We start from the raw sequence: 22,875 nt of genomic DNA on the forward strand, positions 1-22,875 counted from the left end.
TGAGCTTCCTGGAAGCTGAGTACAAGGAAATTTATTTTCCAGACTACTAATTACTTTGGAAAATACGTTATTTCATACAACGGGCAAGCTTCCAGGAAGCTCATCTGATTATCAGGTTGAAGCAAAACTGGCCTGAGCTTCCTGGAAGCTGAGTACAAGGAAACTTCGTTGACAGAGTACTAATTACTTTGGAAAATAAGTTATTTCATACAACGGGCAAGCTTCCAGGAAGCTCATCTGGCCACCAGATTGAAGCAAAACTGGCTTTAGCTTCCTGGAAGCTGAGTACAAGGAAACTTAGTTGACAGAGTACTAATTACTTTGGAAAATAAGTTATTTCATACAACGGGCAAGCTTCCAGGAAGCTCATCTGGCCACCAGATTGAAGCAAAACTGGCTTTAGCTTCCTGGAAGCTGAGTACAAGGAAACTTAGTTGACAGAGTACTAATTACTTTGGAAAATAAGTTATTTCATACAACGGGCAAGCTTCCAGGAAGCTCATCTGGCCACCAGATTGAAGCAAAACTGGCTTTAGCTTCCTGGAAGCTGAGTACAAGGAAACTTAGTTGACAGAGTACTAATTACTCTGTCAACTAAGTTTCCTTGTATTTCTGATTTAGGGAATTGATACGAGTATAGTGCCGATTGAATTTGGCACGTGCCGCTTGGATGCCGAACTGCCAGTGGATCTTGATACCCTTGGTACTGCGTTCGTCAAGTAAGGCGAGCACTTCGCTGCGCAGGACTTCAATTGTCGCGATCCGTCGAGCCAGGCATTGGCGCGAGATTGCTGAAAACTCGCACTCGATCATGTTTAACCAACTGGCCCCTTTGGGTGTATAGGTGAACTCGAAGCGCTCAGTGAGCGCAAACGCTTCCTCGGCACTCAAGTGTTCATAGAACGACGAGGCATTGTGGGTGTTGAGATTGTCGAGAACCAATCGGATGCGCTTGGCTTGCGGATAGGCAGCCGCGATCTGCTGACAAAACTGCATGAACTCGCGCTTGGTGCGCCGCTCAGAGACCTGCCCAAGCCGTCGTCCCGTCAGCGGCTCGATCGCCGCAAGCAGCGCACACGAGCCAAGCTTTTCGTATTCATAGTGTTGTTTCTCAATCTCGCCTTTGCGCATCGGTCGCGGCAGCAAGATCTCGCCAATCAAAAAGCACGGTCGTTCATCAAAGCACACCACGGGATAGGCGGGATCATAGGGCAGCGCATACAGCGCCAGGATCTGTTCGAGATGCGCCAAAAAGGCAGCGTCAATACGACCAATGCACCAGGTGTCTTTAAGATGCGGTTTTAGTTCGTTTTTTTTAGGACATCAGCAACAAAGGTATGCGAAATCTGCTCGCACAGCCCGGCTTCAACCACCTTTTCGGCGAGCAGACGCAACGACCAGCGAGCATGACCCGCTGGCGCATCGCTACAGGCGAGCGCGGTGATTTTGGCACGCTGCGCGCCATCGATCAAGGTCGGACGACCAGAGCGAGGCGCGTCGTCAAGGCAGCGTAAGCCAGAGGTTTTGTAGCCGTCACGCCAGGCAGCCACTGCGTTGTAGGTCACACCGAGCGTGGACGCGGCATCTTGAAGCGTTTTACCACGATCAAGTTCAAGCAAGGCAGTGGCACGTTTGAACGTGCGAGCGCTCAAGCTGCCTTTCGACAATAGCGTTTCGAGTGTTGAGCGGTCGTCATCAGTGAGTGTCAGGTGCTGTTTTTTCATACGGTCAGTCTACCAAGACTGCCGGAAGAATGCAAGGAAATTTAGTTTACGAAGTACTAATTACTCTGTCAACTAAGTTTCCTTGTACTCAGCTTCCAGGAAGCTAAAGCCAGTTTTGCTTCAATCTGGTGGCCAGATGAGCTTCCTGGAAGCTTGCCCGTTGTATGAAATAACTTATTTTCCAAAGTACTAATCGCGCGTTCACGCGCTAGGCCGGCCCTGCATGTTGCGGAATGCCGCATATGGCGAGAAAGCGCTCCAGCGCTTCCGCATCCCCTTCCACGCCAATCAGCCCTTGCGCCAGCGCCACGTCGGGCGCAAGCTTGCCGGCCAGCAGCGCCAGGTAGGTTGGCATCTCCGTGCGCAGGATCATGGCTGCGTCGCGCGGGTCGCCCGGCCCCACATCGAGCGTGCCATCGTGAATATGCGCCTGCAAGACCTCGCCGTCGATCTGGAGCGCGTAGGTTTCATCCAGCCCCTGCGCCAGCTCGGGCCGGAAAAAGGTCTTCAGCGTCAGCGCATACGAGCCAACGTGCAGTATCACCGCCTCGCCGGGCGCCTCGGGCACGAACTGGCTGCCCCACTTTCCCAGCTCAAGCAGCATTGGCTCCAGCCCGCGCCCCAGCTCGGTCAGCTCGTACACGGCTGAGCCGGCCGGCGGCGGCAGCGTGCGCCGATGGATCACAGCTTGCTGCTCAAGGTGCTTCAGGCGTTCGGAAAGCAAGTTGGTGCTTATTTCAGGCAGCCCGGCCAGCAAATCCTTGAAGCGGCGCGGCCCGGCCACCAGCTCACGAATGATGAGTATCGTCCAGCGCTCGCCCACAACATCCAGCGCGTAGGCTAGCCCACAATATTGATTGTAGCTTCGGGTTTTCATAATCATGTAGTATACAAGACAAACGAGCGAACTGCAATTTTTGAACTGAAAACTTGACTTTTTGAAGTAAATTGGCTATAATAAAAATAGAACCCCCGTGCTACTTTGTGTCTTTTGAGCTGAGCGAAGGGAGCCGAGCATGCGTTTTGTTGTGTGGGGTGTACAGCTACTCCTGGCAGCCGTATTCCTCTGGCACGGTTCGATCTACCTCTTCCCACCTGCCGAAATTGCCCCAATGATCGATACGATGATTGCCCCGGCGCTGAGAGTGTTTATTGGTGCCGCCGAGATTCTGGCTGGCATCGGCATCGTGCTGCCGGCGCTGACGCGCATTTTGCCGTGGCTGACGCCGCTCGCAGCGGCCGGCATGATGGTGGTTGCCGGCAGCGCGGCGCTGTTTCACCTGACACGCGGCGAGTTTGGCAATGCTGCTTTCACTCTGGTGCTGCTGCTGCTGGCCAGCGTTGTTGCCTATACGCGCTGGAAGATCGTGCCGATTAATCCTCGCAGCGCTGTTCTCCCTGCCTGATACCTGCTTTTCGCATAGGGAAACAATGCACTTTCAGCCAGCGGGCTGTGTACCTCGCATTCGCACTTCGCAGCCTCTTGAAAGGAGACCCAATGAATCTTCCCAATGTTGTTTCGCGCGACGAATGGCGCGCCGCGCGCCAGGAACTGCTGGTCAAGGAAAAGGCCCACACCCGCGCCTACGACGCTGTGAACACCGAGCGCCGCGACCTGCCGATGGTCGAGGTCGAAAAGCAATACACATTCCAGGGGCCAGACGGCCCGGCGACCCTGAGCGATCTGTTCGACGGCCGGCCACAGCTGATCGTCTACCACTTCATGTTCGCGCCAGACTGGGATGCGGGCTGCCCGGGCTGTTCATACATGATCGATAATATCGGCGATCTGCGGCATCTCCATGCCCGCAACACGTCATTTGTGGCTATCTCACGCGCGCCGCTGGAGAAGCTGGAAGCCTACAAGGATCGCATGGGCTGGGATGTGCCGTGGTATTCTTCGCACGACAGCGATTTCAACTATGATTTCGAAGCCAGCGATGCGAATGGCGAGATTTCGATGCTGAGCGTGTTTCTGCGCGACGGCGACACGATTTACCACACCTATTCCACAACAGGGCGCGGCACCGACATCACCGGCAGCACCTACAGCCTGCTCGATTTCACGCCGCTGGGCCGCCAGGAAGAATGGGAAAAGCCGGCCGGCCGCGCCAACGACGAGCCGCAGGGCTGGCTGCGCCGCCACGACGAGTACGAGCAGGAGCGCGTGGCCTAATAGATTTCATCCACAGATTACGCAGATTGCGCAGATTACAGGAAACATAAAATCTGCGTAATCTGTGTAATCTGCGGATAGCAAGAGCAGAAACGAAAGGGACGAGGATGTGCCGCAATATCAAGCCGCTGTTCAACTTCGAGCCGCCCGCCAGCGAGGATGAGGTGCGCGCCGCCGCACTCCAGTTCGTGCGCAAGATCAGCGGCTTTGCCGCGCCGTCGAAGGCCAACGAAGCCGCGTTCGATGCTGCTGTCGACGAGATAGCCGCTGTAGCGCGCAGGCTGCTGGCCGAGCTGGAAACCACTGCCACCCCCAAAAACCGCGACGAAGAAGCCGCCAAAGCGCGGGCGCGTTCGGCGCAGCGCTTCCCCCGCTAGCGAGCGAAAAGAGCGATGCTGTGGGCAAGACTTTTCTTCGATAATCTCGGCCCGGAGCCGATTAAGCTCGAAAAGCTCGACGTTGTCGACACGCCCGACGTAACGCACCTGCGCTTTCGGGTGAAGAAGTAGTTCGGCATGGCCTGTGTCAGGAACCGCACCATGCTTAGAGAAAGGTGATCGTCATGGCAAAGTATCTCATTTCATTCCCCAGTGCTGCAATGAACGTACCCGACAGCGAGTGGGAGGCGGTGGGTCGAGACGCTCGCGCCGTGATACGCGAGACGAAAGAAGCGGGCGTCTACGTTTTCGGTGGCGGAATTGATGAAACGGTGCCGCCCGTTCTCGTTTCGGCCAATGGCTCAGCCGCTGAGGGAGGGTACCCGTGGGCGCCTCAGCTCGATGGTGGATTCACGGTACTTGAACTACCTTCACGGGAGGAGGCCCTCGCCTGGGCTGCACGTATCGCGAAAGCCTGTCGCTGTGATCAGGAACTTCGCGTGTTCCAGTTTGATCCAGAGTCCTGAGGTCGGGGGGGTGCTGCACATTCTGCCTAGCTACCCCTGATTGCGGCGATTATTACCATACAGGTGGGGAGGAGAAGCACGTTGCGACAGCTTGTGGTGACGGAGACCGTGACGCTCGATGGCGTCATGTCCGACCCCGATATATCGTACGTAGTTCTGCTGCGCTACCAGCCTGTGGAATAATTTCACCACTGAGGCACAGAGAACGCAGAGCATCAATCAAGATCTTTGTGTCTTTGTGTCTTGGTGGCAAAGGTAAAGGACTAATGCGATGGCGCATCAATCCCCAAAAACGACAATTGACCACGACTATAGCTATCCAAACGCTAGCGCGACGCCCTGGGGCGATGCTGCAGCTGTGCTCAACGAGGCCGAGATCTTCTGGCTTTCGACGGTGCGCCCCAACGGACGCCCACATGTCACGCCCTTGATTGCGGTCTGGCTCGATGGCACACTGTATTTCTGCACCGGCGCGCACGAGCGCAAGGCCAGGAATATCGCCGGGAACCCGCACGTCATTCTCACCACCGGGCGCAACTCAATGCGCGAAGACGGGCTCGACCTTGTGCTCGGAGGCGACGCCGTGCGCGTGACCGACACGCCCCTGCTTCTGCGCGTTGCCGACCTGTACGAGCAGAAGTACGGCCACGACTGGCACTTCGATGTCGTGGACCAGGGGTTCAGCGGGCAAGGCGGCAATGTCGCGCTGGTGTTTGCTGTCGCGCCAGACACCGCGTTTGGCTTTGGCAAGGGAACGACGTTCAGCCAGACGCGCTGGCAGTTTTAGCAGGAGTGGATTGTGAAGTATCTTCTGACCTCGGCGGGTATTGCAAACCCGAGCATCCACAACGCACTGCTCGAGCTGCTGGGCAAGCCGATTGCCGAGTGCAACGCGCTTTGCGTCCCGACCTCGTCATACGGGCATCGCATGGTCAGCCCACATCAGGCCTGGAAGTTCATCGCCGGCCAAGAACCACGGAGCCCGATGGTCGAACTGGGCTGGAAGTCGGTGGGCATTCTGGAGCTGACCGCGCTGCCCAGCATCGAACGGGAACGCTGGGTGCCCTGGGTGCAGGAGGCCGATGTGATTCTTGTGAATGGCGGCGACCCTTTGTACCTGTGCTACTGGATGCGGCAATCCGGCCTGGCAGAACTCCTGCCGACGCTGCCCGGCGTCTGGGTGGGGCTCAGCGCCGGAAGCATGATCCTGACACCACGCGTTGGGGAAGACTTCGTGGGATGGAAGCCGCCCACTGGTGGCGATGAAACGCTGGGCATCGTCGACTTCTCGATTTTCCCGCACCTCGATAACCCGGATTTGCCGCAGAACACCCTCGCCAATGCCGAAAAGTGGGCCGCAAGCCTGGGCAACCCGGCCTACGCGATCGACGATGCAACCGCGTTCAAAGTGGTCGATGGCACGGTTGAAGTTGTTTCCGAAGGCCACTGGAAGCGGCTTACCGCATAGGGCATTTTCGATTTACGATTTTGGATTTACGATTGTGCTCAACCGCAGCGATGCAGAATCAGCACAAACGAATGCCGCACAGATCGCTGGTAAATGCGCTCAATGATGGAGAGCACCATGTTGGATAGTTCGAAGCACAACGAGACACCGGCCCTGCCCACAGTTATCGACCACGCCACCTGGCAGGCGCAACTGGACGAGCTGCGTGTTCGCGAGAAGGCCCACACCCGCGAAGGCGACCGCATCGCCGCAGCCCGGCGCCGCTTGCCGATGATCGAGGTCGATGCTTCTGCGCCGGTTGTGTGCGCGCGTGGAACTGTGCCGTTTATCGAGACCTTCGAGGGCCGGTCGCAGCTGTTCGCATCGTACCACATGTGGCACACCGGCCGCCCCGCCGCCGAACAGTGCCAGGGCTGCACATTCAACACCGGCCACGTACAGGAGCTTGCCTACCTGCACTCGCGCGATGTGACCTTTGCGGTGTTCTGCGAGGGGCCGTTCGAGGAAAGCAACCGCTACCGCGAGTTCATGGACTGGCAGATGCCCTGGTATGCGGTGCCCGATGAATCGCTGGAGCGCATTGCCCCAGGCGGGCATTTCGGCATGAAAGCCTGCTACCTGCGCGTCGGCGACCGCGTGTTCGAAACGTACTGGACCACCGGGCGCGGCTGCGAAATACTGGGGAACAGCTATGGCATGCTCGACATGACGGTGTATGGCCGCCAGGAGGCGTGGGAGGATTCGCCGGAAGGCTGGCCGCGCCGCGAAGGAGCGATGAGCACGAACGGGCGGCCAACTTCGCAGTGGCCCCGCCTCGCCGCCGGTCGCTCCGACGACCTCGGCACGCCCGAGCGCCGAGAGGTACCCGATGACCGCTGAAACACCAGACCCACGGCTGCGCGTGCTCGACCCGCTGGTCGGCGAGTGGGATTTGCACCACCGCGACCTCAACACCGGCGAGACGTGGGAGGGGCGTGATCGCTTCGCCTGGATGGACGGCGGCTTCTTTCTCGCGGTCGACCACGAGGAGTTTGGCAAGAACATCAAAGGCACGATGGTCATCGGCTTCGAGCAGCGCTATGGCGAAGATGCGCCGAGCAAGCAGATCATCGGCCACTGGTTCGAAAGTAGCTCCGGTTTTCACTTCGTGTATTTCTGGGAAGTGGACGACCGCACCGTGCGCTTTTCGTTCGAAGAGCCAGACACGCCAGTTCGCTTCCTGGGGCAGTTCAACGACGACAAAAGCCAGATTCGCGGCGAATGGCACCTGCCCGATGGCGGCGGCTACGCGCTGACGATGACGCGCGTATCGGCTTCGTGAAGTATCGGAGGAGAAGGCTATGGGCAACGTCGTTCTGGATATGGCAATGTCGCTCGACGGCTTTGTGTCGGGGCCGGATGGCGGCGACGGCGGCCTGCACGACTGGTATTTCGCGCCCAGCGAAAACGACACGCGAATCATCGACGAACTGTTTCATAGCATCGGCTCCATGATCATCGGTCACAACGTGCTGGGCGAAGCGACAGATGGCTTTGAAACGCCCTACAAAGTGCCGCACTTCGTTCTGACACACACGCCGCGCCCGACCGTGACCAACGCGGATGTGCCGTTTACATTCGTCGCTGGCGGAATCGAGGAGCTTGTTCGGCAGGCACAGGCGGCGGCGGGCGAGAAAATCGTCTGCGTTGCCGGTGGCGCTTCGACGGCGCAGCAATTGCTCGCCGCCGGGTTGATCGACGAACTGCACCTCCACGTCGTCTCGATGCTGCTGGGCGATGGACTGCGCCTGTTCAAGAACGGCGTGCCGACGCAACTGGAGCGCATTGACGTGATCGAATCGCCGCAGGTGACGCATCTGCGCTTTCGGGTGCAGAAATAAGGAGTGGCATGGGACGCATTATTGTATTCACAAATCTGACGCTCGACGGCGTGCTGCAAGCCCCGGGCGGCGCAGACGAAGACACGCGTGGCGGGTTCACGCAGGGCGGCTGGGCCGCGCCGTATGGCGCGATGCAGGACGCGGGCGAGGCGCTACCCGGCATGGATGCGCTGCTGCTCGGACGCTGGACCTACGAGCAATTCTATGATTTCTGGCCGAAGCAAACGGGCAACCCGTTTTCAGGAATGCTCACCGCCATGCCGAAATACGTCGCATCGACCACGCTGGCCGAGCCGTTACCGTGGGCCAACTCGACCTTGCTCCGTGGCAACGCGGCTGAGAGCGTGGCAAAGCTCAAAGCCGAGCAAAACGGCAACATTGTGATCATGGGCAGCGGCACGCTGGCGCAGTCGCTGCTGCGCGCCGGCCTGATCGATCGCTACGTGCTGCTGGTGCATCCGCTGGTACTTGGTTCCGGTCGCCAGCTCTTTCCCAGCGGCGGCGCGCCTGCCACGCTCAAGCTCGTTTCAGCAACGAGCACATCCAAAGGCGTGGCCGTTCTTGCCTACGAACCAGCCGCGCTCCATGCCTAGGAACTATAGAGACAAGCACAATACCGTTTAATTAAGCCCGCAAGGAACGTTTACCACGAAGACGCGAAGACACGAAAGTTTTCAGAACGTTATAAAATCTTCGTGCCTTTGTGCCTTCGTGGAAGCCCTTCCTGCCGCCGAGTTCCGCACGCTGCCCGGCGAATGGCACGGCGTTTCCGAAGAAGTGCTCGCACCGGCACTGACCTACTTTTTCCATTCTTGAAGCTCCAACGTGAAAGGATCTGCAATGACGACCCAATCCGGCTACGCGCCCGTGAACGGCCTCGAGCTGTACTACGAGATCCACGGTGAAGGCGATCCGCTCATTCTGCTGCACGGCGGCTTTGGACTGGCCGCGATGTTCGAGCCGATCATGCCGCAGCTTTCGGCGCATCGCCAGGTGATCGCGGTCGACCTGCAAGGCAATGGCCACACCGCCGACATCGACCGCCCGCTCAGCCTGGAGGCGATGGGCGACGACGTCGGCAAGCTGATTGAGCACCTGGGCTTCGTGCAGGCCGACGTGATGGGCTACAGCATGGGCGGCGGCGTGGGTCTTCAGACGGCGATACAGCACCCCGAGCGTGTGCGCAAGCTCGTCGTCGTCTCGATTCCGTTCAAGCGCAGCGGCTGGTACCCCGAGCAGACGGCGGGCATGGACCAGATTGGCGCGCACTCAGCCGAGTTTATGAAAAACACGCCAATGTACGAAGCCTACACCGCCGTTGCGCCACACCCTGAGAATTTCACGCAGCTGTGCGCGAAGATGGGCGACATGATGCGCGGCGACTACGACTACAGCGAAGGCGTGAAGGGCCTGACGATGCCGGTGCTGCTGGTGTTTGGCGACGCCGACGGCCTGCCGCCTTCGCACGCAGCCGAGTTCTTTGCGCTGCTGGGCGGCGGCCAGCGCGACGGCAGCTGGGACCGCTCGGGTATGCCAAAATCGCAGCTGGCGATTCTGCCGAACATGACCCACTACGACATCTTCGAGTCGCCGGCACTGATCCCGATGGTCGATGCATTTCTGGATGCGCCCGCCCAATAAGAAGCCCAGAAATGGGAAGCGAGATGTATCCACAGATGACGCAGATTACACAGAAAGGTCTCCCATCTGCGAAATCTGCGTCATCTGTGGATGGATTTTGGGACTTTGCCGTAGCCCTGGTTATTTACAGGGAATGCAGCTATGAAAGCAGCAAACGTGATCGGGCCGGCCTCGATCGTCGAGAAACCCGAACGGCCCTACCTCGGCATCCGCTTTGCGACGCCGTTCCAAGGCATGTTTGCCGTGGTCACGGAGCGCCTGAAAGAAGTACGGAAGTGGGCCAAAGTAAACGCGCTCGATGATCAAGGCCCGTACCTTCTGCGCTACTACATCACCGACATGAAAGGCATTATGGATGTCGAAGTTGGGCTGATGACGCGCGCTGCTCTCGCTGGCGAAGGAGACATTCGAGCGGTTTCGCTTCCAGCGGGCAGGTATGCCACGCTGACGTACCGGGGCAACGGGCTGCGGGGCAATCAGGCGCTCATGAGCTGGGCGCACGGCAGTGGCGTCGCGTTCGACCGCCCTGTCGGTGGACATGACCAGTCGTTTGCATGCCGCTACGAAGCCTACCTCACCGACTATCGCATCGAGTCGCGCAAGCTGCTTTGGGATGTGGAGCTGTCGATTAAGCTTGCCGATGATTAAGTGCTCTGGAAAATAAATTTCCTTGCGCTCAGCTTCCAGGAAGCTTAGGCCAGTTTTACTTCAACCTGATAGCCAGATGAGCTTCCTGGAAGCTTGCCTGCTGTATAAAAACTTTCTTTCCAGAGTATTAAGCCGTAGAGCGCGCAGAGAGAAGCGGAGATGAAAACAAAAGCATGAAAACCTTTTACGCCGTGCTGGCGAACACACTGGCCGCATCGCTGGCAAACACGTTCATCTGGTTTGCAGCCACGTTCTGGGCCTACCTCGAAACCAAATCAGTGATCGCAACCTCGGTGATGGCCGGCGTCTTCACCGTCACGATCGCCCTTTCCGGATTCTTCCTCGGCTCGCTGGTGGACCGCTACCGCAAGAAAACGGCGATGCTGCTGTCGAGCGCGCTGTCGCTGGTGTTTTACCTCGTTGCGCTGGCGATTTACACCTCGTCGGGCGCGGGCTTCGCCGACGTGTCGAACCCGCTGCTGTGGGTGTTCATCGTGCTGATTCTGTTTGGTGCGATTGCGGGCAACCTGCGCGCGATTGCGCTTTCGACACTGGTGACGATCCTGATTCCCGAAGATACACGCGACCGCGCAAACGGCCTGGTTGGCACAGCCAATGGCGTCGGCTTTCTGGTCGCGTCGATCTTTAGCGGGCTGGCGATTGGCTTTCTGGGCATGTTCTGGGTGCTGGCAATCGGCATTGCCGTGGCCGTGCTGGCGATCGCGCACCTGCTGACCGTCACCATCACCGAAACACGCGTGGTTCACGCCGACGCGAACACCGACAAAATCGACATTCGCGGCACAATCGCGGCGATTGGGCAGGTGTCGGGCCTGTTCGGGCTGATTTTCTTCAGCATGTTCAACAACTTCCTGGGCGGCGTGTTTATGTCGCTGATGGACCCGTATGGCCTGGAACTCGTTTCGGTGCAGGTCTGGGGCATCCTGTGGGGCTTTCTGAGCCTGGGATTCATCGTTGGCGGGCTGATTGTGGCGCGGCGCGGCCTCGGTCGCTCGCCGCTGCGCACGCTGTTCCGCGCCAACCTCGTGCTCTGGACGATCTGCATCTTCTTTGCGATTCAGCCGTCGATCGTGCTGCTGACCGTCGGCATGTTCATCTGGCTGTGCCTGATGCCCGTGGTCGAAGCAAGCGAGCAGACGATTTTGCAGAAAGTGATCGTGCCCGAGCGGCAGGGGCGCGTGTTTGGCTTCGCACAGAGTGTCGAGCAGGCCGCGTCGCCAATCACGGCATTTATGATCGGCCCGATTGCACAGTTCATTTTCATCCCCTTCATGACCGACGGCGCGGGCGCGGATTTGATCGGCGGCTGGTTCGGCACCGGCACCGGGCGCGGCATCGCGCTTCTGTTCATCGTCGCCGGGCTGGTTGGCCTGGTCGTCACATTCGTGGCGATGCAGTCGCGCTCGTACCACGCGCTGTCGCAGCTCTACGAAACGCGCGCCGCCGAAGGCGAACTGGCCGAGGCAACTGCGTAGAGCAGGAGTCAGGAGTCAGGAGTCAGCATACCTCGCACGTCCTGACGATTTCCGAACTGAAAATCAGAGTGTAACAGCTTTAACCACGAAGGCACGAAGGCACAAAGGTAATAAGTACTCTGGAAAATACGTTATTTCATACAACGGGCAAGCTTCCAGGAGGCTTATCTGAGTATCAGGTTGAAAGAAAACTGGCTTGAGCTTCCTGGAAGCTGAGTACAAGGAAATTTATTTTCCAGAATAATAAGAAGAGAGGATAGAAGCACAAGCGGTGATAAAACAGAGACAGCTCGCTCTGTGAACTCTGTGCGCTCTGTGGCTCGATCTCGATTTCTTGAGGGAGGAGAAGCGATGTTGCTCGAAAACAAAGTCGCTGTGATCTATGGCGCGGGCGGCTCGATCGGCGGCGCGATTGCCCACGCATTTGCCCGCGAAGGCGCGCAGGTCTTTCTCTCGGGTCGCGCGCAGGCCAACGTCGACGCGGTTGCGCAGGGCATCCGCGCCAGCGGCGGCAGCGCCGAAGCGGCGCTTGTCGACGCGCTCGACGAGGCGGCGGTGAACGCCTACGTCGACACGGTGGCGGCGCAGGCTGGCCGCATCGACATCTCGGTGAATGTGATCGGCGTTGGCGATGTGCAGCGCCCGCTGATGGATCTGTCGGTGGACGAGTTTGTGCAGCCGATTGTCAACGCAATGCGCACGCAGTTCATTACCGGCAAGGCGGCGGCGCGGCATATGACCGAACAGGGCGGCGGAGTCATTCTTCAGTTCGGTGGCGGCGGCCCGCAGACGGTTGAGGGCATTGGCGGTTTCAAGATCGCGCTCGACGCGATGGAAGGGTTGCGCCGCCAGTGGTCGATCGAGCTTGGGAAGCAGGGCGTGCGCGTTGTGACGCTCAAAACCGGCGGCATCCCCGAGTCGATTGCCGCGAGCGACCCGATCCGTGCAGCAGTCGAGCAGGGCACCGTCGAGGCCACACAGCTTGGCCGCGCCGCCACCCTCGCCGATGTCGGCAACGTCGCCGCGTTCGTCGCGTCGGACCTCGCGCGCACGCTGACCTCGACCGATGTGAATATCTCCTGCGGCGCGATCGTGGACTAGGGTGACGATTTACCCCCAGGGTGCTGGGTACGATTTACCACGAAGGCACGAAGACACGAAGATTGAAGAATACGTTTTACCACCAAGACACCAAGTCACCAAGTTTTTAAGATACACGAATGCCGATAATTCGTACAAACGAACTTTCGTTTCTTGGTGTCTTGGTGCCTTGGTGGTGAAGACATTAAGAATTTCAATGAAAAGTTTGTCGATTCGAGAGGATGCCATACGACTATCATGTGAAGGGCAAGAGTGCTTCTTCTGACGCAAGAGTGAGAAAAGGACCAAAAGATGACAACCCCAAGCAGCAGCGGCTACGCCTCGGTGAATGGCCTGGAAATGTACTACGAGCGTTACGGCAGCGGCGGCACACCGCTCGTGCTGCTCCACGGCGCATTTTCCGCAATCGGCACGTCGTTTGCGCAACTGATCCCCGGCCTGTCGCAAAATCGCCAGGTGATCGCGTTCGAGCTCCAGGCGCACGGCCACACCGCCGACATCGACCGCCCGATGTCGATGGAAGCGATGGCCGACGACGTGGCCGCCGCGATTGCGCAGCTTGGCTTTGCGCAGGCCGATGTGTTTGGCTACAGCATGGGCGCGGGCGTGGCGCTGCGCGTGGCGATGCAGCACCCCGAGGTCGTGCGCAAACTCGTGTTGCTCTCGGTCTCGTACACCTTTGCCGGAATCCATCCTGGCCTGATGGACGGCATGGGCGAAATGAAGCCCGAGATGATGCACGGCTCGCCCTGGCACGACGAGTACATGCGCATCGCGCCGCGCCCCGAGGATTTCAACCGCCTGTTTGCGAAAAAGGGCGCGATGGACGCCGCTACGACTGACTTATCCGCCGATGACGTTCGCGCAATCACGTCGCCGGTTTTGCTGATCGTCGGTGACTCTGATCTTGTGACGCCCGAGCACGCAGTCGAAATGTTCCGCCTGTTTGGCGGCGGCGTGTTCGGCGATATGATGGGCATGCCGCGCTCGCAGCTCGCCATCCTGCCCGGCGCGATGCACTCGAACGCATCCGCGCGCGCCGACCTGCTGGTGCCGATGGTGAACGCATTTCTCGACGCGCCGGTGGCGAAGGAAGCCTAGTGCGTAGTGCGTGGTGCGTATGAATTCTTTCTACGCACCACGCACTACGAAATATGGTGTTACGGAGGGCTACCATGGCGAAGAAGAAAGAACCACTGCCCGGCGGCTTCCCCGGCGGGCTTTCGGCCCCGGCGCAGCGCGCACTGGCCGGCGCGGGCTACACGCACATCGAGCAGCTTGCCGCCACCACCGAGGCCGACATCCTGAAGCTGCATGGCATCGGCCCAAGCGCAATGCCACTGTTGCGCGAGGCGCTGGCGGCGAAGGGGTTGTCGTTTAAGGGCAAGGCCGAATAATCAACCGCAAAGCGCGCAAAGAGCGCAAAGTTTTTGAGTCTTCGCGTCCTTCGCAGTGAACCCTGCAACATATTCAGCCGCGCCGAGAGAGTTAGCGCGCACGCCGAGAGAGTTAGCACGCACGCCGAGAGAGTTAGCACGCACGCCGAGAGAGTTAGCGCGCACGCCGAGAGAGTTAGCGCGCACGCCGAGAGAGTTAGCGCGCACGCCGAGAGAGTTAGCACGCACGCCGAGAGAGTTAGCGCGCACGCCGAGAGAGTTTGCGCGCATGACAAGACGATATCGCACCGCGACAATAGAGTTTGCACGCACGCCGAGAGAGTTAGCACGCACGCCAATAGAGTTTGCATGCATGAAAAGACGATATCACACGGCGACAATAGAGTTTGCACGGACGCCAATAAAGTTTGCACGCATGATAAGACGATATCACGACGCTTAATCGCTCTGCGCTCTGCCTTCTTCGCTCTACGCTCTGCGCTCAATCGCTCTGCGCTCAATCGCTCTACGCTCACTCGCTCGCTCAATCCTGCGCCAGCGCCGCAGCGAGCAGCGCCTGCCCGCGATCAGCCGCGTAGGACTCCGCGACTTCGCGCAGCATTGCGAGGACTTGTTCTTCGGAAAGGCTGAGCTGCTCAGCAAGGCCGAGCACAGCCTGGAGATCGCTTTGTGTGTCGCCGTGGCCGATGCTTTGATCAATCAAAAAGCATACGGCGAGAAGGTACAGCCCTGCTTCGGTATTGCCTTGTCGTGCCGCAAGGCTACCAAGGTTGAAAAATGTGGCTGCCTCGCCAGCGCGGTCGCCGATCTGCTGCTCGATGGCGAGCGCTTGCTGGAAGAGGTCGCGGGCGCTCCCATACTTGCCTTCGTCCAGGTCGACCGTGGCGAGCTGATGCAGGGTGTCGGCCTCGCCAGCGCGGTCGCCGATCTGCTGCTTGATGTCGAGCGATTGTTGGAATAGATCGCGGGCGCTGCCGTACTTGCCTTCGTTGAGGTCGACCGAGGCGAGCTGGTGCAGGGTTACAGCCTCACCGGCGCGGTTGCCGAGCTGCTGCCTGATGTCGAGTGCTTGCTCGAACAGAGTGCGGGCGCTGCCGTACTTGCCTTCGCGGAGGTCGACCGAGGCGAGGTTGTGGAGTGTACTAGCCTCGCCAGCACGGTCGCCGATCTGCTGCTCGATGGCAACCGCTTGCTGGAACAGGGCGCGTGCGCTGCCATACTTACCTTCTTGGACATCGAGCGTGGCGAGATTGTGCAGTGCGTCAGTTTCGCTGGCCTTGTCGTTTGCTGTCTGCGACTGCCGCAGGGCGTGTTGGTATTCATTGCGTGCAGCTTGGTAATCGCTACGAGCGCTAAACGATCGCCCGAGCCAGCCATGTGTCGTCGGGTGGTCGTCGTAGTTGAGCATGTCGCGGGCGAGCCGTTCCTGCTCGGCGTACAGACCGCGCCGGTTGTATGCGCCGGCAATACGCGCAGTTACATCGCGTGCTTCATCGTAGGCACCGGCGGCAATATACTGGGCACGCGCTTCAAGCAGGCAGTCGTCCCAGCTCAGGCCAAGCTCGTCTGCTTTATTCTGCTGAACGATCTCGTTCAGATAGTCTCCAGCGGCGCGGTGCGCGGCCTGTCGCGTGGCATCGTCCAGGCGGGCGGGGTCGAGCAGCCAGGCGCGCAGCACCGGGTAGGCCGCCCAGAGTTCGCCGCTGCCGCGCTCGCGCTCGGGGAAGGCAAGCGCGTGGCGCTGCCAGGCGGCGGCGTACTCGCGCAGGCGCGCTTCGGGCACGCCGGCCACCGCCGCCAGCCCGGCCAGTGGCACCGCCACGCCATACACGGCGGCGCGGCACAGCGCGGCCTGCGCGTCCGTAGGGAGATAGCCAAACAGGCGCGGCGTCACAATCGTTTCGCAGTAGGCGCGCTGCAGCGCCGCAAGCTGGTCGGGCGTTGCGCCCTCGGGCGGGGTGCTGCCATGCAGCGAGGCGCGCAGCTCGTCGGCGGAAATGGTGCGCAGCAGCTCGCGCACCTGCTGCAAAAAGCGCGGCGTGCCGCCAATCACGCGGTGCAGCTCGCGCAGCAGCGCGTTCGGCAGCTCGCCGCTGCGATAGCGCTGTTCCACGCCTGGGTCGCGCAGCAGGAACTTTAAAAACGCGCTCCACGGGAAATCGGCCAGCGGCTCTTCGTGCGCGGTGGCGGGCGGCAGCGCCACGCTGGCGGGCAGGTAGCGGCTGGTCACAATCGCGCGCGACGCCCCCAGCGGGTTGCGCGCCACGTCGGCATAGAAGGCTGCCACCTCGGGGTTCAGGAACTGCTTGCTGCGCTCGTCGAGGTTGGCTTCCAGGTTGTCGAGCACCAGCACAAAGCGCGCGCGCTTGAGCATAGCCACGACATCTTCCAGCCGCCGCTGCGCGGGCTGCGTTTCGGATAGCAGATCGTCGGCAGTGGCGCGCAGCTCGTCCGCCAGCATGGTGTCGCCCTGGGCGTGCTGGCGGCGCGCCGCCTCGCGAAAGGCCCGCGCAAAGGTTTCCAGCAGGCGCGCGCTATTCAGCGGGTTGGTGGCGCTGCCCGAAATCGCAATGATCTGGAAGCCATCGGTTTCCATCCGGCGCGCCAGTCGCGTCGCCAGTGTCGATTTGCCCGCGCCGCCAATGCCGGTCAGCACAGCAAGCTGCATTTCGCCGCTGCGCAGTTTGGGCAGCAAGCGCTGCAACTCGCGCCGCCGCCCCACAAAACCTTCGGCGCGGCCCTGCTCGTTCATGCCATCGAGCGATTGCTGCACCATGTTCGGGCGCGCGGGCGGCTCAAGTGGGCGGCGCGGGTTCGTGTCGAAAACCTGCTGCTGCGTGCTGGCGACATACAGCACCGGCAGCGTCCACGACGGGTCGCCGCGCTCGTCGCAGCCCTTGCCAATCACCTGGCGCGCCTGCGTCAGCGCACGGTCAACCGGCTGGCCGGCGGCAAGCGTTTTGTAGAACGTGGCGGCGAACTCGGTGGCGGTCTGGTCGGCAATCGACGCCGCCCAGCCAATCGCCAGCGGCACATCGCTGCTCACCAAACCCTGACAGATGCCGCCAATCGCCGCGAGCGGGGGCGTTTTGCCGCTCTGGCAGCCGCTAATGAATGCGCACTGCACGCCGCTGCCCGCAAACAGCTCGTCGCGCAGTTGCTCGGAAGAGCGCAGATCGGTGCCGCCGCGCTCGTTTTCAAACGCGAAATAGCCCAGGCCGTCGGCGTGCACAATGCCGTGGCCGGTCAGGTGCACCACATGCGGGCGAAACTCGCTGATCCGGTCGCGCAGCTCGTCGAAGCTGCCCAGGTCGCCCGAGTCGAACGCGACATTGTTGCCAGCGGCGGCAAGCGCGCCGAGCAGCGCGGCTTCTTCGCGCTCATAATCGAGCGTTTCCTGGTCGGTTGGCGCGCAGGCCACAAACAGAATGCGCAGCGGGCGCGGCGGCAGCTCGCCACGGAAGGTGGCAAGCTCGCCATCGGCGACGGGCAGACGGCGGATGCTGGTGCGCAAATCGCGCCCAAGAAACGCGCCCTTGTGGCGCAGCAGCTCCCACGGCAAGTTCAGGATGCTGGCGGCCTGCGACGCAATCACCAGCACGCGCGGCGCGCCCGCCGGCAGGCGCTGCTCGATTGCCGGCCAGTGGGGCGCGAGCCACAGCGCAAACAGCGCGTCGCCAAGCCGGGCCTGCTCGCCCTGGGCAAGCTGCGGCGCGCGGCGCTGCTCGAACAAGCGGCTGTAGTTCGCGGCCAGCTCGCGCATTGCGTGCGCATCCTGCGGCGACACACCCTGGTTGCTCGCCACCACGTCGCCGTCCACGCGCACGTGGTACACCAAGGCCTGCCCGGCGGCGGCGCTGGTTTCGTGAATGTTCAGCGTAATATGTGTTGGTCCGGCTGGCATAGGCGTTCCTGTCAGCGGTGAGAAAGAACCGGCTTGCGGCCTGCAATGGCATCGGGCGCTGGTTGGGCGTGTACCACAAACTGCGGCGGTTAGACTATTCTAGCACGCCGTTGCAGCCGCTGTCGATTACGATCTGCTAACGTCTAATACAAGTTTGCGGAAATACGTTGCTGGTTGCTGAATGACCACGGACCACGGACAACCGACCACTACTCGTCGTCAGTGGTCGGTCGTCGGTTGTCGTAACCAGAAATGGACTTCAAGCGCGCTGTACTAGGCTTGTGCAAAGCTTCTCGAGCAAAAAAGAAACGAGAGCATTGAAAGGACGAGAGGAGCAAAACCATGAACGATCTGATCTTTCGCACGGCGACCGACCTCGCCAGCATGATCCGCGCCAAACAGGTTTCCGCCGCCGAAGTGCTCGAAGCGCACTTGGCGCAGATCGCCGCGCATAACCCCGCGCTGAACGCCGTTGTCACGCTCGACGAGGCGGGTGCACGCGAGCAAGCGGCTGCCGCCGACGCGGCGCTGGCGCAGGGCGGCGAGCTGGGGCCGCTGCACGGCGTGCCGCTGACGCTGAAAGACGCGCACGCCGTCGCTGGGATGCGCACCACCTGCGGCTTCCCGCCACTGGCCGGTTACGTTCCTGCCGAAGATGGCAGCGCCGCCGCGCGATTGCGCGCCGCTGGCGCGATCATCATTGGCAAAACCAACGTGCCCACACTGCTCGCCGACGCCCAGACCGACAACCCGATCTTTGGGCGCACGAACAACCCGTGGAACGTCGAGCGCACGCCAGGTGGATCGAGCGGCGGCGCGTGCGCGGCGGTCGCGGCAGGAATGACACCGCTGGAAGTCGGCACCGACCTTTCCGGCTCGATCCGCATTCCCGCGCACTGCTGCGGCGTCTACGGCCTGAAGCCGACCGAGCATCGCGTCTCACTGGAAGGGATTGTCGCTGGCCCGCCCGATGGCCCGCGCCCGGTGCGCATCATGTCGACCGTCGGGCCGATTGCGCGCAGCCTGGACGACCTCGCGCTCGGCTTGCACGTGCTGGCCGGCCCCGACCGCCGCGACACCGATGTGCCGCCGGTTGCGCTTGTGCCGGAAAGCGCGCCCGCGCTCACGGGTTTGCGCGTCGCGTGGGCACCCACCTTCCCCGGCGTGCCCGTCGCAAACGCCATCCGCGCCACGCTCGAACGGCTCGCGAGCGGGCTGGATGTGCGCGGCTGCCGCGTCGAGGAACGTTTGCCCGATGTCGATTTCGGCGCGCAGGGCGCGTTGTTCAACGAGCTGCTTGGGCAGATGATGGGCGCGCTTCAGCCGCCCGAAGCAGGCCAGCAGCCCATTCCGCTCGCGGCATATTTCACCGCGCTGGCCCGGCGCGATGGTTTCATTCGCCAGTGGGAAGCATTCTTCGACGAATGGGACGTGCTGCTGCTGCCCGCCGCAATGACCACAGCATTCGCGCATTGCCCGCAGGGCGCACCAATCGAGCTGGATGGTGGGCAGGTCGAGTACTGGAACATTTTCGCCCACACCTTCCCATTCAACCTGAGCAGCCACCCCGCGCTGGTGGTGCCGTGCGGTCAGGATCGCGACGGTCTGCCGATTGGCGTGCAGCTAATTGGTCGGCTGTGGAGCGAGGAAAAGCTGCTGGCGGTCGCCCACGCGCTTGCGCCGCTCACTGGCGGATTTTCGCGCCCAGGCGGATTGTAGAATAAATTCAGCACATGCTTCAAAGCAGTTTGCTCGGGCCGCAGGGCTGTTGCTCGTGATGAAGTGCAGCACCTGCTTGAAGCCAGTTTGCTCGGGCCGCAGGGCCGTTGCTCGTGATGAAGTGCAGCACCTGCTTGAAGCCAGTTTGCTCGGGCCGTAGGGCCGTTGCTCGTGACGAAGTGCAGTACCTGCTTCAAAGCAGTTTGCTCGGGCCGCAGGGCCGTTGCTCGTGACGAAGTGCAGTACCTGCTTCAAAGTAGTATGCTCAGGCCGCAGGGCCGCCGGGGCTCGCGCCGCCCCGGCACCCGGCGTCGGGGCTATCGCCCCGAACCCCAAATTTTGCGTGATTCCAATTTCTGCGTTTGCCTGTTATGCCTCCGTTGTGCCGAAAGCTGGCAGCAGAGTATGAAAGCTAGCTCGACCTAAAACCCCGTATAACACGTATGGCTCGATGCCTTGCCCTTATCCACAACGGAGGCATAACAACGGGTATTTCGCACTAAAACGCTGTATAACACGTATGGCTCGATGCCTTGCCCTTATCCACAACGGAGGCATAACAACGGGCATTTCGCATGCCGGACACGCTCATTAGGGGGTCCAGTAGTTTAAAAGTTTTGGTGTCATGCCTCCGTTGTGCCGACCGCTGGCAGCAGAGTATGAAAGCTAGCTCGACCTAAAACGCCGTATAACACGTATCGCTCGATGCCTTGCCCTTATCCACAACGGAGGCATAACAACGGGTATTTCGCATGCCGGACACGCTCATTAGGGGGGCCAGCAGTTTAAAAGTTTTGCTGTTATGCCTCCGTTATGCCGAAAGCTGGCAGCTGCCAATCAATCCAATACTTATTCAAAGCAGTTTGCTCAGGCCGCAGGGCCGCCGGGGCTCGCGCCGCCCCGGCACCCGGCGTCGGGGCTATCGCCCCGAACCCCAAATTTGATGTGGCTGGCTACGACAATGCCAGTGTGTCATGCCTCCGTTGTGCCAATAAGCTGGCAATTGTATTGGAATGCAGTACCGCACTGCAATGCGGACGGAGGCATGACAACAAGCGTTGTAATTGATACTGGCGCTCTTTGCCGGAAGGGTTTTAGGGAAACCGGCAAGGGTTTCCCTAATCGGGGGCACGGGGGCGAAGCGCCCCGAGAAAGATCCATAGCGCCAAATGAGGTACGGGGACGCAGCGCCCGCAAAACACATGCAAACACAATCAGCACATGTACCCTTCGATACACGGCTACGCCGCTACTCAGGATGCATGTGCTGATGAATAAGAGGCGAAGCGCCCTAAAAGAGCGGCGCAACCTCAATAATCTGATCGCGGGCCGGGCCGACCGACACCATCCCCAGGCGCGCGCCCGTCAGCTCGCACAGCCGCGCCACATAGTTCTGCGCCTCGGGCGGCAGCCGGTCGAAGCGCTTGATGTTGGCAGTAGGTGCCTGCCAGCCTGGCAGTTCCTCGTAGATCGGCTCGACCTTGCCAAGCACGGCGACATTGCTGGGCGGGTAGTCGAGCTCGGCGTCGTGCAGGCGGTAGCCCACGCACACCTTCACTGTCGGCAGGGTATCAAGCACATCCAGCTTGGTAATCACCATCGTGTCGATGCCGTTGACGCGCGCGGCATAGCGCGCCAGCACCGCGTCGAACCAGCCGACGCGCCGCAAGCGCCCGGTGGTGGTGCCAACCTCGGCCCAGGGCGTGCCAAGCTGGCGCAGCACATCGGCCTCGCTGCCCGAAACTTCGGTGGGGAACGGCCCTTCGCCCACGCGCGTGGCAAAGGCCTTGTACACGCCCACCACCGAGCTAAGGCGCGTGGGGCCAATGCCCGCGCCCTGGCACGCGCCCGCCGCGCCGGGCGGCGACGAGGTGACATATGGGTAGGTGCCGAAATCGAGATCGAGCAGTGCGCCCTGCGCGCCTTCCAGCAGAATCGGCACGTCTTTGTCGAGCGCGCGCTGCACAATCGGGTGCGTGTCGGTCACATGGTCGGCCAGCTTGCGCCCATAGTCGAGGTAGCGCAGGTAGATTTCGTGCAGCGAGAGCGGCGGCGCCTGGTAGAGCGCGGTGAGCATCTTGTTCTTGAAATCGAGCACCTGGCGCAGCCGGCTGAGCAGCGTTTCTTCGTGCAGCAGATCGCCCAGGCGAATGCCAATGCGCGCCATCTTATCGGCGTAGGCTGGCCCAATGCCACGCCCGGTCGTGCCGATCTTGTTGTCGCCGCGCAGCGTTTCGTCGCCGCGATCCTGGGTGATATGGTAGGGCATCACCACGTGGGCGCGCTCGCTGATAAACAGCTTGCTGATGCTGATGCCCTTGCTCTGGACATCGTTCAGCTCTTCCAGCAGCACCGCCGGGTCAATCACCACGCCATGCCCGATCACATTGACGGTGCCGGGGTCGAAAATGCCCGACGGCACGACGTGCAGCTTGAATGTGCCGTGGTCGTTCAGAACCGTGTGCCCGGCATTATTGCCGCCGCCATAGCGAATCACCAGGCGCGCGCGTTCGGCGAGCAGATCAACAATATGGCCTTTGCCTTCATCGCCCCACTGAGCGCCAATAACTGCAACAACAGGCATAGGTATGTCGCTTTCTTCTTCCGAGGGCTGGTGTGGCCGCGCCTGTGAGAGCCAGGCAGCGAGTATTATAGCGTATGTTCTGGCGCGATATTCACGCCATAGGTCCTGATTTGCGGCGTTGGCAGTTTGTCATCTTTCTGAGTTGACATCGCCCATGAACACGCTACAATAGCACCAGTAAGCGGCCTGGCCGCTCAGCCTCATTGGCAGTACCGAGCGCATTGGTATCGCCT

At 60.7% G+C, this 22,875-nt stretch carries 22 protein-coding genes; 17 read left to right on the plus strand and 5 right to left on the minus strand.

Annotated elements, in window-relative coordinates; all coding sequences use genetic code 11:
* Positions 1 to 594 precede the first annotated feature (594 nt).
* The 3 genes from M1P90_RS26280 to M1P90_RS26290 all read right to left on the minus strand — a co-directional run bounded on the left by M1P90_RS26280 (position 595) and on the right by M1P90_RS26290 (position 2,601).
* Positions 595 to 1,275: an IS630 family transposase gene (locus M1P90_RS26280; RefSeq protein WP_483704598.1), complete on the minus strand. Its 681-nt coding sequence runs from the start codon at positions 1,273 to 1,275 to the stop codon at positions 595 to 597.
* Positions 1,276 to 1,301: 26 nt separating this feature from the next.
* Entirely contained in the window at positions 1,302 to 1,724 is a 423-nt protein-coding gene (locus M1P90_RS26285) for a helix-turn-helix domain-containing protein (protein ID WP_483698560.1), read from the minus strand.
* A gap of 208 nt (positions 1,725 to 1,932) precedes the next feature.
* The gene (locus M1P90_RS26290; RefSeq protein ID WP_483698561.1) at positions 1,933 to 2,601 is read right to left on the minus strand and encodes a winged helix-turn-helix transcriptional regulator; all 669 of its coding nucleotides are present in this window, start codon (positions 2,599 to 2,601) and stop codon (positions 1,933 to 1,935) included.
* 139 nt (positions 2,602 to 2,740) lie between these two features.
* Between M1P90_RS26290 and M1P90_RS26295 the strand changes: the two genes are divergently transcribed.
* The 16 genes from M1P90_RS26295 to M1P90_RS26370 all read left to right on the plus strand — a co-directional run bounded on the left by M1P90_RS26295 (position 2,741) and on the right by M1P90_RS26370 (position 14,435).
* Positions 2,741 to 3,130 carry a DoxX family protein gene (locus M1P90_RS26295; RefSeq protein WP_483698562.1) on the plus strand — a complete coding sequence of 130 codons (390 nt, stop codon included), beginning with the start codon at positions 2,741 to 2,743 and terminating at the stop codon, positions 3,128 to 3,130.
* A 92-nt stretch (positions 3,131 to 3,222) separates the two neighbouring features.
* Positions 3,223 to 3,900, plus strand: a complete 678-nt coding sequence (locus M1P90_RS26300) for a DUF899 domain-containing protein (RefSeq protein WP_483698563.1) — start codon at positions 3,223 to 3,225, stop codon at positions 3,898 to 3,900.
* Between the two features lie 107 nt (positions 3,901 to 4,007).
* On the plus strand, positions 4,008 to 4,277 hold the full coding sequence (locus M1P90_RS26305) for a DUF2277 domain-containing protein (protein ID WP_483698564.1): 270 nt from the start codon (positions 4,008 to 4,010) through the stop codon (positions 4,275 to 4,277).
* Between the two features lie 185 nt (positions 4,278 to 4,462).
* The gene (locus M1P90_RS26310) at positions 4,463 to 4,804 is read left to right on the plus strand and encodes a YciI family protein (protein ID WP_483698565.1); all 342 of its coding nucleotides are present in this window, start codon (positions 4,463 to 4,465) and stop codon (positions 4,802 to 4,804) included.
* 271 nt (positions 4,805 to 5,075) lie between these two features.
* A complete protein-coding gene (locus M1P90_RS26315) occupies positions 5,076 to 5,591 on the plus strand; it encodes a pyridoxamine 5'-phosphate oxidase family protein (protein WP_483698566.1) in 516 nt (171 codons plus the stop codon).
* Positions 5,592 to 5,603: 12 nt separating this feature from the next.
* Entirely contained in the window at positions 5,604 to 6,272 is a 669-nt protein-coding gene (locus tag M1P90_RS26320) for a Type 1 glutamine amidotransferase-like domain-containing protein (protein ID WP_483698568.1), read from the plus strand.
* A gap of 117 nt (positions 6,273 to 6,389) precedes the next feature.
* Entirely contained in the window at positions 6,390 to 7,151 is a 762-nt protein-coding gene (locus M1P90_RS26325; protein ID WP_483698569.1) for a DUF899 family protein, read from the plus strand.
* Positions 7,141 to 7,593, plus strand: coding sequence for a hypothetical protein (locus tag M1P90_RS26330; RefSeq protein WP_483698571.1), 453 nt, complete (start codon positions 7,141 to 7,143; stop codon positions 7,591 to 7,593). Before M1P90_RS26325 ends, M1P90_RS26330 begins: the two co-directional genes overlap by 11 nt.
* 19 nt (positions 7,594 to 7,612) lie before the next feature.
* Positions 7,613 to 8,152, plus strand: coding sequence for a dihydrofolate reductase family protein (locus tag M1P90_RS26335; RefSeq protein ID WP_483698573.1), 540 nt, complete (start codon positions 7,613 to 7,615; stop codon positions 8,150 to 8,152).
* Positions 8,153 to 8,160: 8 nt separating this feature from the next.
* Positions 8,161 to 8,745 carry a dihydrofolate reductase family protein gene (locus M1P90_RS26340; protein WP_483698575.1) on the plus strand — a complete coding sequence of 195 codons (585 nt, stop codon included), beginning with the start codon at positions 8,161 to 8,163 and terminating at the stop codon, positions 8,743 to 8,745.
* Positions 8,746 to 8,992: 247 nt separating this feature from the next.
* The gene (locus M1P90_RS26345; protein WP_483698576.1) at positions 8,993 to 9,793 is read left to right on the plus strand and encodes an alpha/beta fold hydrolase; all 801 of its coding nucleotides are present in this window, start codon (positions 8,993 to 8,995) and stop codon (positions 9,791 to 9,793) included.
* 141 nt (positions 9,794 to 9,934) lie between these two features.
* Positions 9,935 to 10,441 carry a GyrI-like domain-containing protein gene (locus tag M1P90_RS26350; protein ID WP_483698577.1) on the plus strand — a complete coding sequence of 169 codons (507 nt, stop codon included), beginning with the start codon at positions 9,935 to 9,937 and terminating at the stop codon, positions 10,439 to 10,441.
* Positions 10,442 to 10,614: 173 nt separating this feature from the next.
* Positions 10,615 to 11,937 carry an MFS transporter gene (locus tag M1P90_RS26355; RefSeq protein ID WP_483698578.1) on the plus strand — a complete coding sequence of 441 codons (1,323 nt, stop codon included), beginning with the start codon at positions 10,615 to 10,617 and terminating at the stop codon, positions 11,935 to 11,937.
* A 351-nt stretch (positions 11,938 to 12,288) separates the two neighbouring features.
* Entirely contained in the window at positions 12,289 to 13,038 is a 750-nt protein-coding gene (locus M1P90_RS26360) for an SDR family NAD(P)-dependent oxidoreductase (protein WP_483698579.1), read from the plus strand.
* Between the two features lie 291 nt (positions 13,039 to 13,329).
* Positions 13,330 to 14,139 (plus strand): alpha/beta fold hydrolase, encoded by an 810-nt coding sequence (locus tag M1P90_RS26365; protein ID WP_483698580.1) that lies wholly within the window; start codon positions 13,330 to 13,332, stop codon positions 14,137 to 14,139.
* 74 nt (positions 14,140 to 14,213) lie between these two features.
* Positions 14,214 to 14,435 (plus strand): helix-hairpin-helix domain-containing protein, encoded by a 222-nt coding sequence (locus M1P90_RS26370; protein WP_483698581.1) that lies wholly within the window; start codon positions 14,214 to 14,216, stop codon positions 14,433 to 14,435.
* A 523-nt stretch (positions 14,436 to 14,958) separates the two neighbouring features.
* On the opposite strand, the gene M1P90_RS26375 is transcribed toward M1P90_RS26370, so the two are convergent.
* On the minus strand, positions 14,959 to 18,339 hold the full coding sequence (locus M1P90_RS26375; protein ID WP_483698582.1) for a tetratricopeptide repeat protein: 3,381 nt from the start codon (positions 18,337 to 18,339) through the stop codon (positions 14,959 to 14,961).
* 342 nt (positions 18,340 to 18,681) lie between these two features.
* Here M1P90_RS26375 and M1P90_RS26380 point away from each other — a divergent pair, with 342 nt between their 5' ends.
* Entirely contained in the window at positions 18,682 to 20,058 is a 1,377-nt protein-coding gene (locus M1P90_RS26380; RefSeq protein WP_483698583.1) for an amidase, read from the plus strand.
* Positions 20,059 to 21,349: 1,291 nt separating this feature from the next.
* On the opposite strand, the gene M1P90_RS26385 is transcribed toward M1P90_RS26380, so the two are convergent.
* Positions 21,350 to 22,642, minus strand: a complete 1,293-nt coding sequence (locus M1P90_RS26385; RefSeq protein WP_483698584.1) for an adenylosuccinate synthase — start codon at positions 22,640 to 22,642, stop codon at positions 21,350 to 21,352.
* Positions 22,643 to 22,875 lie beyond the last annotated feature (233 nt).

The sequence above is a fragment of the Kouleothrix sp. 19917 genome, from assembly GCF_057073505.1.

Excerpts from the sequence above, each read along its gene's own strand:
- M1P90_RS26285 (WP_483698560.1), bottom strand. The coding sequence starts at position 1,724 with ATGAAAAAACAGCACCTGACACTCACTGATGACGACCGCTCAACACTC.
- M1P90_RS26290 (WP_483698561.1), bottom strand. The coding sequence starts at position 2,601 with ATGAAAACCCGAAGCTACAATCAATATTGTGGGCTAGCCTACGCGCTG.
- M1P90_RS26295 (WP_483698562.1), top strand. The coding sequence starts at position 2,741 with ATGCGTTTTGTTGTGTGGGGTGTACAGCTACTCCTGGCAGCCGTATTC.
- M1P90_RS26300 (WP_483698563.1), top strand. The coding sequence starts at position 3,223 with ATGAATCTTCCCAATGTTGTTTCGCGCGACGAATGGCGCGCCGCGCGC.
- M1P90_RS26305 (WP_483698564.1), top strand. The coding sequence starts at position 4,008 with ATGTGCCGCAATATCAAGCCGCTGTTCAACTTCGAGCCGCCCGCCAGC.
- M1P90_RS26310 (WP_483698565.1), top strand. The coding sequence starts at position 4,463 with ATGGCAAAGTATCTCATTTCATTCCCCAGTGCTGCAATGAACGTACCC.
- M1P90_RS26315 (WP_483698566.1), top strand. The coding sequence starts at position 5,076 with ATGGCGCATCAATCCCCAAAAACGACAATTGACCACGACTATAGCTAT.
- M1P90_RS26325 (WP_483698569.1), top strand. The coding sequence starts at position 6,390 with ATGTTGGATAGTTCGAAGCACAACGAGACACCGGCCCTGCCCACAGTT.
- M1P90_RS26330 (WP_483698571.1), top strand. The coding sequence starts at position 7,141 with ATGACCGCTGAAACACCAGACCCACGGCTGCGCGTGCTCGACCCGCTG.
- M1P90_RS26335 (WP_483698573.1), top strand. The coding sequence starts at position 7,613 with ATGGGCAACGTCGTTCTGGATATGGCAATGTCGCTCGACGGCTTTGTG.
- M1P90_RS26340 (WP_483698575.1), top strand. The coding sequence starts at position 8,161 with ATGGGACGCATTATTGTATTCACAAATCTGACGCTCGACGGCGTGCTG.
- M1P90_RS26345 (WP_483698576.1), top strand. The coding sequence starts at position 8,993 with ATGACGACCCAATCCGGCTACGCGCCCGTGAACGGCCTCGAGCTGTAC.
- M1P90_RS26350 (WP_483698577.1), top strand. The coding sequence starts at position 9,935 with ATGAAAGCAGCAAACGTGATCGGGCCGGCCTCGATCGTCGAGAAACCC.
- M1P90_RS26355 (WP_483698578.1), top strand. The coding sequence starts at position 10,615 with ATGAAAACCTTTTACGCCGTGCTGGCGAACACACTGGCCGCATCGCTG.
- M1P90_RS26360 (WP_483698579.1), top strand. The coding sequence starts at position 12,289 with ATGTTGCTCGAAAACAAAGTCGCTGTGATCTATGGCGCGGGCGGCTCG.
- M1P90_RS26365 (WP_483698580.1), top strand. The coding sequence starts at position 13,330 with ATGACAACCCCAAGCAGCAGCGGCTACGCCTCGGTGAATGGCCTGGAA.
- M1P90_RS26370 (WP_483698581.1), top strand. The coding sequence starts at position 14,214 with ATGGCGAAGAAGAAAGAACCACTGCCCGGCGGCTTCCCCGGCGGGCTT.
- M1P90_RS26375 (WP_483698582.1), bottom strand. The coding sequence starts at position 18,339 with ATGCCAGCCGGACCAACACATATTACGCTGAACATTCACGAAACCAGC.
- M1P90_RS26380 (WP_483698583.1), top strand. The coding sequence starts at position 18,682 with ATGAACGATCTGATCTTTCGCACGGCGACCGACCTCGCCAGCATGATC.
- M1P90_RS26385 (WP_483698584.1), bottom strand. The coding sequence starts at position 22,642 with ATGCCTGTTGTTGCAGTTATTGGCGCTCAGTGGGGCGATGAAGGCAAA.